This window comes from Tessaracoccus sp. O5.2, assembly GCF_964266725.1.
Lineage (GTDB): Bacteria > Actinomycetota > Actinomycetes > Propionibacteriales > Propionibacteriaceae > Arachnia > Arachnia lapidicapta.
The window spans coordinates 72,227-85,366 of sequence record NZ_CAXWGV010000012.1 but is presented as its reverse complement, the minus strand read 5'-3'; the positions used below and the strand labels follow the sequence as shown (position 1 = coordinate 85,366).

At 71.8% G+C, this 13,140-nt stretch carries 14 protein-coding genes; 4 read left to right on the top strand and 10 right to left on the bottom strand.

What is annotated here, in order from left to right; all coding sequences use genetic code 11:
• Positions 1-167 precede the first annotated feature (167 nt).
• Positions 168-1,208 (top strand): LLM class flavin-dependent oxidoreductase, encoded by a 1,041-nt coding sequence (locus ACFQPD_RS06425; protein ID WP_068752372.1) that lies wholly within the window; start codon positions 168-170, stop codon positions 1,206-1,208.
• A gap of 28 nt (positions 1,209-1,236) precedes the next feature.
• Entirely contained in the window at positions 1,237-2,901 is a 1,665-nt protein-coding gene (locus tag ACFQPD_RS06420) for a DUF885 domain-containing protein (protein WP_385899549.1), read from the top strand.
• 7 nt (positions 2,902-2,908) lie between these two features.
• Here ACFQPD_RS06420 and ACFQPD_RS06415 read toward each other — a convergent pair whose 3' ends face one another.
• The 6 genes from ACFQPD_RS06415 to ACFQPD_RS06390 all read right to left on the bottom strand — a co-directional run bounded on the left by ACFQPD_RS06415 (position 2,909) and on the right by ACFQPD_RS06390 (position 7,889).
• Complete coding sequence (locus ACFQPD_RS06415) at positions 2,909-3,673, bottom strand: extensin family protein (RefSeq protein ID WP_385899547.1); 765 nt, start codon at positions 3,671-3,673, stop codon at positions 2,909-2,911.
• A gap of 25 nt (positions 3,674-3,698) precedes the next feature.
• Entirely contained in the window at positions 3,699-4,184 is a 486-nt protein-coding gene (locus ACFQPD_RS06410) for a flavodoxin domain-containing protein (protein ID WP_068752375.1), read from the bottom strand.
• A gap of 78 nt (positions 4,185-4,262) precedes the next feature.
• Entirely contained in the window at positions 4,263-4,865 is a 603-nt protein-coding gene (locus ACFQPD_RS06405) for a DsbA family protein (protein ID WP_068752376.1), read from the bottom strand.
• A 22-nt stretch (positions 4,866-4,887) separates the two neighbouring features.
• Positions 4,888-6,123: a dicarboxylate/amino acid:cation symporter gene (locus ACFQPD_RS06400; protein ID WP_385899546.1), complete on the bottom strand. Its 1,236-nt coding sequence runs from the start codon at positions 6,121-6,123 to the stop codon at positions 4,888-4,890.
• Between the two features lie 48 nt (positions 6,124-6,171).
• On the bottom strand, positions 6,172-6,948 hold the full coding sequence (locus ACFQPD_RS06395; RefSeq protein WP_385899545.1) for a fructosamine kinase family protein: 777 nt from the start codon (positions 6,946-6,948) through the stop codon (positions 6,172-6,174).
• Positions 6,945-7,889 carry a Sir2 family NAD-dependent protein deacetylase gene (locus ACFQPD_RS06390; protein WP_385899544.1) on the bottom strand — a complete coding sequence of 315 codons (945 nt, stop codon included), beginning with the start codon at positions 7,887-7,889 and terminating at the stop codon, positions 6,945-6,947. The genes ACFQPD_RS06395 and ACFQPD_RS06390 overlap by 4 nt, the downstream gene beginning before the upstream one ends.
• A gap of 59 nt (positions 7,890-7,948) precedes the next feature.
• Here ACFQPD_RS06390 and ACFQPD_RS06385 point away from each other — a divergent pair, with 59 nt between their 5' ends.
• Positions 7,949-8,881, top strand: a complete 933-nt coding sequence (locus ACFQPD_RS06385) for a DUF808 domain-containing protein (RefSeq protein ID WP_385899542.1) — start codon at positions 7,949-7,951, stop codon at positions 8,879-8,881.
• Complete coding sequence (locus ACFQPD_RS06380) at positions 8,865-9,959, top strand: Gfo/Idh/MocA family protein (protein WP_385899540.1); 1,095 nt, start codon at positions 8,865-8,867, stop codon at positions 9,957-9,959. Before ACFQPD_RS06385 ends, ACFQPD_RS06380 begins: the two co-directional genes overlap by 17 nt.
• A gap of 6 nt (positions 9,960-9,965) precedes the next feature.
• Here ACFQPD_RS06380 and ACFQPD_RS06375 read toward each other — a convergent pair whose 3' ends face one another.
• The 4 genes from ACFQPD_RS06375 to ACFQPD_RS06360 form a co-directional block, all read right to left on the bottom strand.
• Positions 9,966-11,561 carry a carbohydrate-binding domain-containing protein gene (locus ACFQPD_RS06375; RefSeq protein WP_385899538.1) on the bottom strand — a complete coding sequence of 532 codons (1,596 nt, stop codon included), beginning with the start codon at positions 11,559-11,561 and terminating at the stop codon, positions 9,966-9,968.
• 28 nt (positions 11,562-11,589) lie between these two features.
• Entirely contained in the window at positions 11,590-12,339 is a 750-nt protein-coding gene (locus ACFQPD_RS06370) for a polyphosphate polymerase domain-containing protein (RefSeq protein WP_385899536.1), read from the bottom strand.
• Positions 12,336-12,908 carry a DUF4956 domain-containing protein gene (locus ACFQPD_RS06365; RefSeq protein WP_083196606.1) on the bottom strand — a complete coding sequence of 191 codons (573 nt, stop codon included), beginning with the start codon at positions 12,906-12,908 and terminating at the stop codon, positions 12,336-12,338. Before ACFQPD_RS06365 ends, ACFQPD_RS06370 begins: the two co-directional genes overlap by 4 nt.
• 84 nt (positions 12,909-12,992) lie before the next feature.
• Positions 12,993-13,127 carry a BBE domain-containing protein gene (locus ACFQPD_RS06360; RefSeq protein ID WP_385899653.1) on the bottom strand — a complete coding sequence of 45 codons (135 nt, stop codon included), beginning with the start codon at positions 13,125-13,127 and terminating at the stop codon, positions 12,993-12,995.
• Positions 13,128-13,140: the final 13 nt, after the last annotated feature.

Genomic DNA, 13,140 nt, shown 5'->3' with positions numbered 1-13,140 from the left:
GCCTGCCCTACAGACCAGGCAGGTGCACGGAAACCAGGCGTGCGGAAGACGCCTGCGATGGAGCGCAGGCTCCCAAACATAAGGCAGGCGCCCCGACGGGAGGCAGGCGCGGTTGACGGGTGGGCTAGGCTGGGGATAGTTGATCTCTCAATCTTCGCGAGGACCCCATGGACATCGAGCGGCTCGAATTCGGCATCGACACCTTCGGCGACGTCACCGAGGGCCCGGACGGCGCCCTCCTCCCCCACGATCAGGTCATCCGCAACGTGGTCGCCGAGGCCGTCCTCGCCGACGAGGTGGGCCTGGACGCGATCGGCGTCGGGGAGCACCACCGCGAGGATTTCGCCATCTCCGCGCCCGACATGGTGCTCGCCGGCATCGCCACCCGCACGACGCGCCTGAAGCTCGCCACGGCCGTGACCGTCCTGTCCTCCGACGACCCGGTGCGCGTCGTGGAGCGGTTCGCCACGCTCGACGCGCTGAGCGGGGGCCGCGCCGAGCTCATCGCGGGCCGCGGCTCGTTCATCGAGTCCTTCCCGCTGTTCGGCTACGACCTCCAGGACTACGAGGCCCTCTTCGAGGAGAAGCTCGCCATGCTCGCGCAGCTGATCCAGGGCGGCCGCCAGACCTGGCAGGGCCAGCTCACGCAGAGCCTCGACGACGTCGAGCTGTTCCCCCGCCTCGCGAGCACCCCGTTGACGACGTGGGTCGCCGTCGGCGGCAGCCCGCAGTCGGTGCTCCGCGCCGCGCACTACGGGCTCCCGCTGATGCTCGCGATCATCGGCGGCCCGGTGGACCGGTTCGCTCCCTTCGCCGACCTGCATCGCCGCGCGCTCGAGGAGCTCGGCAAGGAGCCGCAGCCGATCGGCTGGCACTCGTACGGGCACCTCGCCGCCACCGACGACGCCGCGCGCGAGCGGATGTTCCGGCCCTGGCTGGAGCAGACCTCCAAGATCGGGCGCGAGCGGGGCTGGGGGCGCATGTCCCGCGACCACTTCGACGAGGAGGCCGACCACGGCGCCATGGCGGTCGGCTCGCCGGAGACGGTGGCGGCGAAGATCGCCCACGGCTTCCGGACCCTGGGCGCGCAGCGGTTCCAGCTCAAGGTCTCCACCGGCCGCCTGTCGCACGAGGCGATCCTCGACACCATCGGCCTCTACGGCACCGAGGTGGTCCCTCTGGTGAAGGACATGCTCTCGGGCAGTTGACGGGCGGCCCGCTGGTAGCGTCGACGGCATGACCACTCGCACGCCCACCCCGCTGGACCAGGTCGCCGACGCCTACGTCGACACGCTCGTCCGCCTCAGCCCCATCGTCGCCACCCACATCGGCGCGCCGGGGCACGACCACGAACTCGACGACTTCTCCCCCGCCGGCATGGCGGCCAAGGCCGACGCCGCCCGGGAGGCGCTGCGTCAGGTCGAGGCGACTGAGATCGTCGACGACGTCGACCGGGTGACCGCCGCCGCGATGCGGGAACGGCTGGGCCTCGACGTCGAGCTCTTCGAGGCCGGCGAGGACTACGCGCAGCTGAACAACATCGCGTCGCCGCTGCAGGGGATCCGCGACATCTTCGACCTCATGCCCACGGCCACGACCGACCATTGGGAGGTCATCGCGGCCCGGATGGGTGCCGTGCCCGCGGCGGTCGACGGCTACATCGAGTCCCTGCGCCTCGCGGTCGATGAGGGCCCCGCCCCGGCCGTCCGGCAAATGGAGATCGGCATCGCGCAGGCGGAGGAGCTCGCCGGGGAGGGGTCCTTCTGGCGCACGTTCGGTGCGTCCGCCGACCTCCCCGAATCGCTGGCCGCCGCGCTGGCCGCCAACGCCGACGGGGCGCGCGCGGCGTACGCCCGGCTCGCGGAGGCGCTGCGCGACCTGGCGCCACGCGCCCCGAAGGCCGACGGCGTCGGCCGCGATCGGTACCAGCTGCTGTCGCGACAGTTCCTGGGCGCGACCATCGACCTCGACGAGACCTACGAGTGGGGCCGCGAGGAGCTGGCCCGCATCGTCGCCGAGCAGGACGAGGTCGCCCATCAGCTCTACGGCGACGGGACCACCGCCGACGAGGCCATGCGGCGGCTCGACGAGGACGTCAACCGCCGGCTGCACGGCACCGACGCGCTGCAGCGCTGGATGCAGGAGACCTCGGACGCCGCCATCGCGGCCCTGGCGGGGACGCACTTCGACATCGCCGACCCGATCCGCACCCTCGAGTGCTGCATCGCCCCGACGCAGAACGGCGGCATCTACTACACCGGCCCCACCGACGACTTCTCCCGCCCCGGGCGCATGTGGTGGTCCGTTCCGCCGGGCGTCGAGGACTTCGGCACGTGGCGGGAGAAGACGACCGTCTACCACGAGGGCGTGCCGGGGCACCATCTGCAGATCGCGCAGGCGACGTACCTGTCCGGGCAGCTGAACCGCTGGCGCAGCCTCATCTGCTGGGTGTCGGGACACGGTGAGGGCTGGGCGCTGTACGCGGAGCGCCTGATGGAGCAGCTCGGCTTCCTGGACGACCCGGGCGACCGGATGGGGATGCTGGACGCCCAGCGCATGCGGGCCGCCCGAGTGGTCCTCGACATCGGCGTGCACCTCGGCAAGCCCGCCCCCGACGAGTGGGGCGGCGGCACCTGGGACGGCGACAAGGCGTGGCCGTTCCTCAAGGCCAACGTCAACATGGCCGAGGAGTTCGTGCGCTTCGAGCTGGACCGCTACCTGGGGTGGCCGGGCCAGGCGCCGGCGTACAAGGTCGGGCAGCGTCTGTGGGAGCAGGCGCGCGACGAGGCCGCGGCGCGGGCCGGGGCGGCATTCGACCTGCGGGACTTCCACCGTCGGGCACTCGATCTCGGCTCCGTCGGACTGGACGTCCTGCGCGACGCACTCCGCCACACAGCCTGAGCCTGCGTCAGCGGCCGAGAGCGACGGCGCCGGTCAGGAACTCGCGCCATCCGTCCGGGGTGGCCAGCGGGACGGTGATGCCCAGTTCGCGCTGGACGGACCGGACCGCTGACTTCGTGGCGTCGTCGTAGCGGCCCGTCGCCTCGACGTCGCGGCCGAACACGAAGCGCAGCACGCCCTGCACGAGGTCGACCTGGGTCCGCGACCCCTCCCGCAGCGACGCGGCGTCGTAGCCGTTCACGCCGTTGTCGATGTGGATGTGGTTGTGGTGTTGCGCGTTGTACCGGTAGGTCAGCGTGTAGGTGAACCGCGACGCGACGGAGGCCGCGAGCCGCCAGTACCCGCGCAACTCGGCCGGGTCGTCACCCCACTGGTCGTAGCGGCAGGAGACGACGCCGCCCTCGTGCGTCAGCGTCGCGAAGTCGAAGGCCCGACCCGCCGCATGCCAGGAGTCGCACTTGTCGACGAACGCACCATAGGTCGACACGCCGGTCAGCGGGCCCAGCCCGCTCGCGGCGGCCCACCCGGCCGCCCAGTCCTCCAAGGCCTCGACGAACCGCGGGTCCGCCCGGAACGACTGAGGGGCGCCCGTCACCTCGTAGGACAGCGGGGCCCCGCCCAGCGTCGAGAACGTCACCAGCGACTCGGGGCTACGGCACCCGCCCAAGCCGCCGAGATCGATGGGCACGTCGGGCACGGAGAGCGACCCGTCGTCGCCGCACCCGGCCAGCGGCACGGTGGCGGCGCCAAGGAGGAAGGCACGCCGACGCATGCCCCGATGGTATGCGCGCTCCCGATCAGCTCACGGTGAGCGTCGACGCCCAGGCCCGGACGGCGTCGAGGTCCAGGTGATCCTGCGTCGGCTTCTGCATGGTGCGCAGGAACAGCCGGCGCCACCAACTGATGTGCTCCGGCACGAACCGGCCGGCGAAGGACTCGCTCGCGGACGCGCGCACGCGCTCGGCCACGGACCGGTTGTAGGCGAGGGAGTCGTCGCGCTTGGCCGGGTCGGCCGCGTTGAGGCAGGCGTTGAACACCGCCACCCGCGCCGTCCGCAGCGCGCCGGCCTCGGCGGCCAGCCACGACGTCGCCTCCGGGTACCACGATCCGGCATTGATGCCGCTGCCGACGACGACCAGCTCGGCGCCGTCGACGCCTGGCTTCGACTTCAGATCAGCCACGCGCACCGCGTGCCCCGAGGCGCGCAGCACCTCACCGACCGTCTCGGCGATGTCGCGCGCCGCACCACCACGGGTCGCGTACGCGACCAGAACCCTGCCCATGCGAGACACGGTAGCCGTGGGCCCGCAGGACGCTTCGGGTGGGGTCGGCCAATTTATCCAAGTGGCTGTGCTAATGCCTCAGTCGAAGATCGGATCCACCGTGCGGGTGCGCTTGAGTTCGAAGAAGCCCGGGTAGGCGGTGACCTTGACGAACCCGTCGAACAGTTCGCCGGCCTCTTCGCCCTTCGGCGCCGGGGAGATGACGGGGCCGAACAGGCTCATGCCGTTGACGCGGATCACGGGGGTGCCGACCTCGTCGCCCACCGGATCCATGCCCTCGTGGTGCGAGCGGCGCAGGTCGTCGTCGATGGCGTCGGTCTGCGCGATGTCGAGGATGTCCGCGTCGGCGCCGACGGCTGCCAGCGCAGCCGCGACCGGCTCCGGACCGACCTCCTGCTCGCCGGGGTGGAAGCGGGTGCCGAGCTCGGTGTAGAAGTCGCGCAGCACGTCGGAGCCGTGGCGCTGCTCGACCAGCAGCGCGGCGCGGGCCGGCATCCAGGCGTTGTCGAGGAAGGCGCGGTAGCCCGCGGGGAGGTCGCGGCCGTCGTTGAGGACGGACAGGCTCATGACGTGGAAGGTCACCTTCACGTCGCGGACCTTCTCCACCTCGAGCATCCAGCGGGAGGTCATCCAGGCCCACGGGCAGACGGGATCGAACCAGAAGTCAACGTCAGTCGTCATGCGCCCATCTCAGCACATCCCGTCAGGCGGCGGCCCGGACCGCCGCCTCGTCGCCGAGCTCGTCGCGGTGCTTCGACCGCGACACCCACTTGTCGACGATCGCCGCCAGCGCGCCGTCGCCCGTCACGTTGGTGGCGGTGCCGAACGAGTCGATGGCGATGTAGGCCGCGATCATCAGGCCGACCTGGGCCTCGGAGAAGCCGAGCATCGTCGAGAGCAGTCCCGCCGCGGTCATGATCGCGCCGCCGGGAACACCAGGGGCGGCGACCATCATGACGCCCAGCATCATGACGAAGCCGATCATCACGCCGACGTTGATCTCCATGCCGGCCAGCATCATCACCGCCATCGAGAAGCACGTGATCTTGATGGTCGATCCGGCCAGGTGGATGGTGGCGTTGAGCGGGATCGCGAAGGCCGCCACGGGCTGCGAGACGCCCATCTTGATCGCCTGGCGCAGCGTGACCGGGATCGTCGCGGCCGACGACGACGTGCCCAACGCGGTGGCGTACGCAGGCAGCATGGTGACGAGCATCTTGATGGGGTTCTTGCCCGTGATGACACCCGCGACCGTGTACTGCAGCAGCAGCATGATCCACGTGAGGATGAACACGAACACCACGACGCCGAGGAAGGTGGCGATGACGGTGGCCACCTGGCCGCCCTGGGTCATGTTGAGGAAGATGCCGAAGATGTAGATGGGCAGCAGCGGGATGAGGATCTTCTGGATGACGAGGTTGATCACCTCGCGGAACTCGAGGAAGCCCCGCTGCAGCGAGTCTCCCTGGATGACGGTCATCGCCACGCCGACGATGAACGCCAACACCAGCGCCGACATGACGCCGAACAGCGGCGGGATCTCCAGCGAGAAGTACGGGGCGAGCAGCGCCTCGTCCGGGTTGGTGAGCGAGGGTGCCCCGCCCTTCGGGAGCACGCGGGGCAGGACGATCAGCGACGTGCTGAGCCCGAGGAATCCAGCCAGCAGCGTCGATGAGTACGCCAGCGCGGCCGTGATGGCCAACCACCGGCCGGCCCCGCGGCCGAGCTCGGCGATGGCCGGTGCGATGAGGCCCAGGATGATCAGCGGGATGGCGAAGCCGAGGAACTGGCCGAACACGCCGTTGAACGTGACGAAGACCCTGGTCAGCCAGTCCGGGAAGAAGTTCCCGAACAGCACGCCGAGCGCGATGGCGACGACGATCTGGGGCAGGAGCCCGAACGTGAACTTCTTCTTCTGGGCGGCAGCGGCTGTGCTCATGCGCGCAAACTTAACCCAGCATCGCCGCCATCGCGCAGCCGAGGCCCGCTAACGCAGCAGCTCGCGGGCCACGGCGAGGGCCTGCCGGACGTAGCCCCCACGGAAGAGGACGACGTGGACGAGCAGCATGTGGAACTGGTGCAGCGGCACGCGAGCCGGCCATCCGTCGGCGAGCGGGCTGACCTCGTGGTAGCCCGCGACGGTGTCGGCGAGGTGCGGGGAGCCGAACAGCGCGAGCTCGGCGAGGTCGGTCTCGGCGTGGCCGCCGTTGGCGCAGGGATCGATGAGGGTGCCGACCCCGTCGGCGGTCCACACGACGTTGCCGCCCCAGAGGTCGCCGTGGATACGGGCGACGGGGCCGCACAGCGCGGGTTGCGGCGAGTCGAAGCGGCCCGTGGCGACGGCGTCGCAGGCGTGGTGCAGCAGCGCGGCGTCATCGGCGTCCAGCCAGGGCGCCATCGCGACGTAGGGCCGGAGCCTCCCCTCGGCGTAGTACTCGCCGAAGGTGTCCCACACCGGCTCCGCGGCGGCGGGCGTGCCGAGGTTCGCCGTCGACAGGTGCGCGGGGTCCAGCCCGGGTGGGGCCTCGCCCCACCACCTCGCCCCGGCGGCGTGGGTGCGGGCCAGTCTGCGGCCGAACTCGGCGGCGTCGGCCCGCGACGGGTGCCCGGTACTCAGCAGGACCGTCTCCAGCCACGTCTCCCCGGACCCGGCGAGTTCCGCGACGGCGGCGCCGCCGTGGGCCTCGGCCTCCGCGAGCCAGCGCAGGCTGGCGACCTCGGTGGCGACCGCACGCCGACTGCCCGTCTTGCGGAAGGTGCTCACGTGAGCAGCTCCGCCCACCGCGTGAGCACGTCCTCCAGCCGGCCGTGGATGCGTAGGGTGGCCAGGTCGTCCCCGCGGGTCGCGCCGTCGTTGGCGATGACGACGTCCCTGCCGTGCTGCGCGGCGCGGCGCACGAACCTCAGTCCGCTCATCACCGACAGGCTCGAGCCGAGCACCAGCAGCACAGCGGCGTCCTCGAGCATGGCCCAGGCCCGCTCGACGACGCTCCGGTCGGCGTTCTCGCCGAAGAACACGACCTCCGGCTTGAGCATGCCGCCGCAGCGCGGGCAGGCGGGGTAGCGGAAGTCCTCGGTGCGGTCCACCTCGGCGTCGCCGTCGGGTGCGGTGCGGGTCTCCTCGGCGAGGGCGTCGAGCCGGCGCGCCACCTCGGGGTTGAGCGCCAGCAGCTCATCCTGCAGCCGCCCGCGGTCCAGCACCGCCCGGCAGCCGAGGCACACGACGCGGGCCAGGTTGCCGTGCAGGTCGAGCACCGGCCGCGACCCCGCCGCCTGGTGCAGCCCGTCGACGTTCTGCGTCACGACGCCGGTGAGCGGCGTCAGGTCGCCCATCTGGGCCAGCGTGAGGTGGGTGTGGTGCGGCCGGGCGCGCTCGAACCACCGCCAGCCGACGGTGCTGCGGGCCCAGTAGCGACGACGGCTGAGGTCCGATCCCACGAACTCCTGGTAGGTCATGGGCGAGCGCGGGACGGCGTCGCGGCCGCGGTAGTCGGGCAGGCCGGCCCCCGTCGACATGCCCGCCCCGGTCAGCACCATGGTGGGGCGGCCGCGGAACAGCTCGGCGGCCGCGACCAGGTCCTCCTCCGGCGAGGTCCGGCCGAACCCACCCGTCCCCGGCCCCCACGAGGGGAGCGACGGCAGCGCAACGCCGTCCGCGGCGGTGCGGAACCAGCCGCCGACGTCGGGGATCGGTGCGCTACTCATCGCCCCCAGCGTAGAGGGGACCCTAGACTCGTCCCGGTATCAGGTGAGAGGGGAACCCCATGGCCGGCGGCCTTGCAGCACTACTCGACGACGTGGCGGCCATCGCCCGGGCCGCGGCGGCCTCCGTCGACGACATCGCCGCAGCGGCGGGTAAGGCGTCAACCAAGGCGATGGGTGTGGTGGTCGACGACGCGGCCGTGACGCCGCGCTACGTCGACGGCTTCACCCCGGACCGCGAGCTGCCGGTGATCTGGAAGATCGCCAAGGGGTCGCTCCGCAATAAGCTGCTGTTCATCCTCCCCGCCATCATGCTGCTCAGCCAGTTCCTGCCCTGGCTGCTCACCCCCCTCCTGATGCTCGGCGGCCTCTATCTCTCGTACGAGGGGGCCGAGAAGATCTGGGAGGCCGTCAGCGGCCACTCGAAGGTCAAGGAGGCGCCCGCGGCGATCAAGGGCCCCAACCACGAGGACACGATGGTGAGCGGGGCCATCCGCACCGACTTCATCCTGTCGGCCGAGATCATGGTGATCTCGCTCAACGAGATCGCCGACGTCGGCTTCTGGATGCGCGCGCTGACCCTCGTCGTCGTCGCGATCGGCATCACCGCACTCGTCTACGGCGCCGTCGCGCTGATCGTGAAGATGGACGACGCGGGGCTGCACATGGCGGCGAACCCGTCGACCAAGCGCCTCGGCGAGCTGCTGGTCAAGGCCATGCCGATCGTCATGAAGGTGCTCTCCACGGTGGGCATCGCCGCGATGCTGTGGGTCGGCGGCCACATCCTGCTGGTCGGCATCTACGACCTCGGCTGGACGCCCATGTACGACCTGGTGCACCACTGGGAGGTCGCGGCCGCCGAGGCGGCCGGCGGGTTCGTCGGCTGGCTGGTCAACACGCTCGCCTCCGCGCTGCTCGGCATCGTCGCGGGTGCCATCGCCGTGGTCGTCATGCACCTCATCCCGCGGAAGAAGTCCCATGCCGACGCCCACTGAGCCGGTCCGGTTCGCCATCGTCGGATCGGGATGGCGCACCCGCTTCATGCTGCGGCTCGCCGCGGCCGCGCCCGAGCGGCTCCGCGTGGTCGCGCTCGTGGCGCACTCCGACTCCTCGGCCGCGCGGCTGGCCGCCGACTGGTCGGGCATCCCCGTGGTCCGCACGCTCGACGACGCCCTGGCCCACGCCCCGGAGTTCGTCGTCGCGGCCGTGACGTGGGAGGCGATGCCGACGGTCGTGGCCGGGCTCGTCGAGCGCGGCGCCCGCGTGCTCGCGGAGACGCCCCCGGCGCCGACCCTGGACGGGTTGCGCGCGCTGTGGTCCGAGGTCGGGGACTCCGGCCTCGTGCAGGTGGCCGAGCAGTACCTGCTGATGCCCGGGCACGCGGCCCGCGCCGCCGTCGTAGCCTCCGGGGCGATCGGGACGCCGACGTCGGTGCAGGTCGCCTCGACCCACCTGTACCACGCGACGTCGATGATCCGTGGGCTCCTCGGCGTCGGGATGGCCGAGGCGACGGTGACCGCGCGGTCGTTCGCGGCGCCGCTGACCGACCCGCTGTCGCCCGCCGGCTGGGCGGAGGACCCGCGCCCGGTGTCGCGGACCACCACCATCGCGACCATCGACTTCGGCGAGGGGCGCATGGGCCTGTACGACTTCGTCGAGAACCAGTGGTGGAACCCCCTGCTGTCACGGCGGATCGTCGTGCGCGGCACGCACGGGGAGATCGCCGACGACGTGGTGCGGCGCTGGGCCGACGGCGACGTCGTCGTGTCGCCGCTGTCCTACCGCCGCACCGGCGTCGACCTCAACCTGGAGGGCAACGACCTGGTGTCGGTGTCGTTCGAGGGGTCCGTGGTGTACCGCAACGCCTGGGCGGGGTCGCGGATGTCGGAGGACGACATCGCGGTGGCGCAGATCCTCGCCGACACCGGCGCCTGGGCCCGGGGCCACGGCCCGGCGCCCTATCCCCTGGCCGACGCATGCCAGGACCACGCGCTGGGGCTGGCGATCGAGGAGTCGGCCCGGACGGGCGCAGACGTCCGGGTGTCCCCGGACGTCTGGTCGTCCGCCGGCTGAGGCGGGTCAGCGGCGCGGGCCGCGCCCACCGCCGCCCATGCCGCCGGTCGCGGTGCCGGCCGTCGCCGTCGTGGACTGGCCGTCGACGACGATCGCGTACTCCTCACCGGCGGCGATCCCCGCTCCGGAGTAGACGACGTTGGCGAAGTCCTTCGCAGCGGTGAACTCGGCGACGACGTCAGAGCCCGAGAGGATCTGGATCGTCGCCCCGGCCGGACCCGACGTCTGCGCCTGGATCCAGCCCTGTGTCGACTCGGCGTCCGGGGCCTCCGCCATCCCGGCCGAGCCGACCGCCAACAGCGTCCCGCCGGTCACGAGGAACGTGCCGTTGACGTCGAGCGCGCCGTTGCCGTCGGTGAGCGGCCCGTGCACGACGACGGTCCCGCCCGCGATCTCCGCGCTGCCGTTGGAGTCGAACCCGTCGCCACCGGCGTCGATGGTCAGGCTGCCGCCGGTGACGAGCGCCAGCCCGTCGACGACGCCGCCCCCGCCCGGCCCTCCGCCCATCTGCGGGGCGGTGTCGGAGGTCGTCGAGCCCGCGGAGACGTTCAGGCCGTCGTCCTCGGCCGTGATCTCGACCGTGCCGCCGGTCAGGGCGAGGTACTGCGCCTCGAGGCCCTCATAGGAGCGGGTCACGGTGACGTCGCCGCCGCCGATGACGAGGCTGAACTCTGCGTGGAGGCCGTCGTCGAGCGCGTCGACCTGGACGGCCCCGCCGGAGATGACGACGTCGGTGGCGGCATCGAAGCCGTCCGTCCCGGCGCTGAGGGTCAGCGTCCCGCCGGAGATGTCGATGAAGCCCGAATCGGCCTCGGTGTCGTTGGTCGACTTCAGCGCGTCGCCCCCGGCGTCGACCGTGACGGCGCCGCCCGTGACAGCGAGGTGGTCCTTGCCGCGGATGCCATCGTCGGCCGCCTCGACGGACAGGGTGCCGCCGCTGATCACCAGGCCGTCGGTGCCGGCGATGCCGTCCTGGCTGCGACCCGTGACGGTGAGCGAGCCGTCGCCACCGATGGTGAGGTCGGCCGTGGAGTAGAGCGCGGCGTTGGGAGCGTCCTCGCCGGTGTCGGCATAGGTCGCGGCGTCGGTGAGGGAATTGGTGCTGCCCTCGGCAAGGACGACGACCGCCTCGCCCGCGTCGACGACCGAGATCGCCGGTCCGGTGCCGGACGTGATGTCGGCGCCGGAGAGGACGAGCTTCACCTCGTCGTCGGAGGCGGAGTCCACGACGACCTGCCCGTCGAGGGTGCCCGTGAGGACGTAGGTCCCGCCGGTGGTGATCGTGACGGTGGCGCCGTCGACGGTGGCGCCCGCCCCGTCGACGGAGGCGGAGTCGCCGGTGAGCGTGACGGTCGTGGAGGAGGCCGCGTCCCACGCGGTGTCGGCAGCGTCGGGGGACGCGTTCGCGGCGCGCGCCGCGTCGACGGTGAGCGCCGCGTCCCCAGTGGCGGTCGTGACGGTCGCGGCGGACGTCGACGCGGATGAGGCGGCGGAGACGGTGCCGGCCGCGGCCGTGCTCTCCACTCCGGTGGCGCCGCAGCCGACGAGGAGGGCGCCGACGGCGAGCGAGGACAGGCTGGCGAGGATGGATCGGGGTTTCACTGTGGGTTTCCTTCGTTCTTCCGGATGGTCAGGCGGCGAGGTCGGCCCGGCTCAGGAGCCGGTGCCACCGGTTGCGCGGGAGGCCCGGGCGTAGGGCGGCGAGTCCGGTGGCGTACTTGGACACGGCGACGGGTCGGTGTCCGCGCCGCCAGAGCACGTGGTCGGCGGACGAGGGCCCGGCGCCGGACTTGGTCTCGACGATCACGAGGCAGGGCGCGGTGCGGGTGCGGCCGGTGGCCCTGTCGCGCCATGTCAGCGCAGAGTCGACGGTGGCGCGGGAGGCGCCGTCGGGCATGAGCAGCGTGGTGCGCAGGTAGTCGACGTCGAGGGTGGGTGTGAGGGCGCCGTCGAGTTGTATCCGGTCCTCGGAGAGGGCGCCGTCGACGAAGCCCAGTCCATCGGCGTCGATCCTGTCGGCCGGCCCCGACCACGGGAGGCGTCGCTTGACCGTGGCGTCGCCGCGCCGGGTTTTGACCTCCAGGAAGCACTCGCCGCTGTCGACGTAGGTGCGGGTGCGCACCTTGTAGCGGCGCCGTCTGCGGTGTGCCGTGCCCAGGTAGCAGGCGAGGTCGGGGGTGTCGAAGTACGTGGAGCGGTAGGCGAACGTGCGTGCGCCGTCGATCTCGAGGACCCGGGTCGCATGCGGCAGCGCGGCGAGCACGGCGTCGGCTGCGCTGGCGGCGAGGACGTACTTGCGGTCGACCCGCGTCAGGAGCGCGGCGGCCCGGTTGAGGTCGTCGAGCGTGACCGGGGCGCGATCGACGACGGCGATGCTCATCGGGCCACCGCCAGGGCCGGGCGGCGGGAGGCGGCGCGGTAGCGGACATCGACGGTGGTGGTGTCATTGACGAAGTCGAGCCGCTGGACGGCGAGGTGTTTGACGGTGCCGCCGAGGCGGCCCTCCAGATAGTCCACCAGGGCAGCCCGGTCGGTGAGGGCGCGATCGACGACGACGACCTCGCGGAGGTAGCCGCGCAGGAGCAGCGGATGGTCGGCGACGAACATGGCTGCGAGCACCGTGGCCATGAGGCTGAGCGCCATGACGGGCTCGGACCCGAGGCCGCTCAGCAGGCCGAGAGCCAGCGCGGAGAAGTAGTAGGCGATCTCGTGCTGAGCGAGTTCGTCGGACCGTAGTCGGATGATCGACAGGACGCCGAAGAGCCCGAGGCCCAGGCCCGCGCCGACCGCCGTCGACAGGAGCACGGAGCTGACCGCCATGATGCCGAGGTTGACGCCGAGGTAGGCCACGACGAGGTCGCGGCGCCCGTGGCGGGGGAAGTAGAGCCCCAGCGTGAGGATCGCGATGGCGGCGACGTTGGCCAGATACAACAGGGCGGTGGTGGACACGGGGAACTCCTCGGATCGCGGGTGGTGGTGAGTCCATTCCGCCAGCCGAATCTGTGGGGTGTCTGTGCCCGTCCTGCTGCGCCGCTATGAGTGTCGGCTCACCGTCGCGCGAGGCGTTCGGGATCGGAAGAGGTGGGCCGGGTCGTAGAGCTCCTTGACGTCGGCCAGCCGCTCCTCGTTGGCGCCGTGGGTCGCTTCCCAAACGAGGCGATGTTGTATAAGCTTTGTTCAA

What these genes read in the sequence shown, in the direction of transcription:
- ACFQPD_RS06425 (WP_068752372.1), top strand. Translation starts at nt 168, where the DNA reads ATGGACATCGAGCGGCTCGAATTCGGCATCGACACCTTCGGCGACGTC.
- ACFQPD_RS06420 (WP_385899549.1), top strand. Translation starts at nt 1,237, where the DNA reads ATGACCACTCGCACGCCCACCCCGCTGGACCAGGTCGCCGACGCCTAC.
- ACFQPD_RS06415 (WP_385899547.1), bottom strand. Translation starts at nt 3,673, where the DNA reads ATGCGTCGGCGTGCCTTCCTCCTTGGCGCCGCCACCGTGCCGCTGGCC.
- ACFQPD_RS06410 (WP_068752375.1), bottom strand. Translation starts at nt 4,184, where the DNA reads ATGGGCAGGGTTCTGGTCGCGTACGCGACCCGTGGTGGTGCGGCGCGC.
- ACFQPD_RS06405 (WP_068752376.1), bottom strand. Translation starts at nt 4,865, where the DNA reads ATGACGACTGACGTTGACTTCTGGTTCGATCCCGTCTGCCCGTGGGCC.
- ACFQPD_RS06400 (WP_385899546.1), bottom strand. Translation starts at nt 6,123, where the DNA reads ATGAGCACAGCCGCTGCCGCCCAGAAGAAGAAGTTCACGTTCGGGCTC.
- ACFQPD_RS06390 (WP_385899544.1), bottom strand. Translation starts at nt 7,889, where the DNA reads ATGAGTAGCGCACCGATCCCCGACGTCGGCGGCTGGTTCCGCACCGCC.
- ACFQPD_RS06385 (WP_385899542.1), top strand. Translation starts at nt 7,949, where the DNA reads ATGGCCGGCGGCCTTGCAGCACTACTCGACGACGTGGCGGCCATCGCC.
- ACFQPD_RS06380 (WP_385899540.1), top strand. Translation starts at nt 8,865, where the DNA reads ATGCCGACGCCCACTGAGCCGGTCCGGTTCGCCATCGTCGGATCGGGA.
- ACFQPD_RS06370 (WP_385899536.1), bottom strand. Translation starts at nt 12,339, where the DNA reads ATGAGCATCGCCGTCGTCGATCGCGCCCCGGTCACGCTCGACGACCTC.